The sequence below is a fragment of the Synechococcus sp. R6-5 genome (genome assembly GCF_047461775.1).
GTDB lineage: Bacteria > Cyanobacteriota > Cyanobacteriia > Thermostichales > Thermostichaceae > Thermostichus.
Genome location: NZ_JANSHV010000277.1, coordinates 1 through 1,202 on the forward strand (window position 1 = coordinate 1; position 1,202 = coordinate 1,202).

Consider the following 1,202-nt stretch of genomic DNA (forward strand, 5'->3'; position numbering starts at 1 on the left):
GTTGACGAAACTTAACGGATGTTTTAAGTTTAGGTTGTCAATCTTCGCGCTTCCTTAGGGAAGTTTGTCCTCATGACTACTGTTATCCAACGTCGCTCAACCAGCAACGTGTGGGAGCAGTTCTGCGAGTGGGTCACCTCCACCGATAACCGCCTTTACATTGGCTGGTTTGGGGTGCTGATGATTCCCACCCTCCTGACTGCCACCACCTGCTTTATCATCGCCTTCATTGGGGCTCCGCCGGTGGACATTGACGGCATCCGCGAGCCCGTTTCCGGTTCCTTGCTGTACGGGAACAACATCATTTCTGGGGCTGTAGTGCCCTCTTCGGCAGCCATTGGCCTGCACTTTTACCCGATTTGGGAAGCCGCCTCACTGGACGAGTGGCTGTACAACGGCGGTCCGTACCAGCTGATTGTGCTGCACTTTTTGATTGGGGTGTTCTGCTACATGGGACGCGAATGGGAGCTGAGCTACCGTTTGGGGATGCGGCCCTGGATTGCGGTGGCTTACTCTGCGCCCGTGGCAGCGGCCACAGCAGTGTTTTTGATTTACCCGATTGGGCAGGGGTCGTTCTCGGATGGGATGCCCCTGGGGATTTCGGGGACCTTCAACTTCATGCTGGTGTTCCAGGCAGAGCACAACATCCTGATGCACCCGTTCCACCAGCTGGGTGTGGCTGGCGTGTTTGGTGGGGCGTTGTTTAGCGCCATGCACGGGTCGCTGGTGACCTCCACCCTGATTCGGGAGACCTCGGAAGAGGAGTCCCAGAACCTGGGGTACAAGTTTGGGCAAGAGGAAGAGACCTACAACATTGTGGCGGCGCACGGGTATTTTGGCCGGTTGATTTTCCAGTATGCGTCGTTCAACAACAGCCGGAGCCTGCACTTTTTCCTGGCGGCTTGGCCGGTGGTGGGGATCTGGTTTACGGCGCTGGGGATCAGCATCATGGCGTTCAACCTGAACGGGTTCAACTTCAACCAGTCGATTGTGGACAGCAACGGTCGAGTGGTTGGGACGTGGGCTGATGTGTTGAACCGGGCGAACCTGGGGATGGAAGTGATGCACGAGCGGAATGCGCACAACTTCCCGCTGGATTTGGCGGCGGTGGAAGTGGCGCCTGCGGTGCGTGGCTGATGGCCTGACCTGACGCTTCAACAGCATTGGTGGATCCCCCAGCTTGGTCTGGGGGATTTTTTTGT

1 protein-coding gene is annotated in these 1,202 nt (G+C 57.2%); it reads left to right on the forward strand.

Annotation, left to right across the window (positions count from 1 at the left end; all coding sequences use genetic code 11):
* Window positions 1-72: 72 nt before the first annotated feature.
* Entirely contained in the window at window positions 73-1,137 is a 1,065-nt protein-coding gene (psbA, locus tag NW818_RS12700) for a photosystem II q(b) protein (protein ID WP_414351839.1), read from the forward strand.
* Window positions 1,138-1,202 lie beyond the last annotated feature (65 nt).

Excerpts from the sequence above, each read along its gene's own strand:
- psbA (WP_414351839.1), top strand. The coding sequence starts at position 73 with ATGACTACTGTTATCCAACGTCGCTCAACCAGCAACGTGTGGGAGCAG.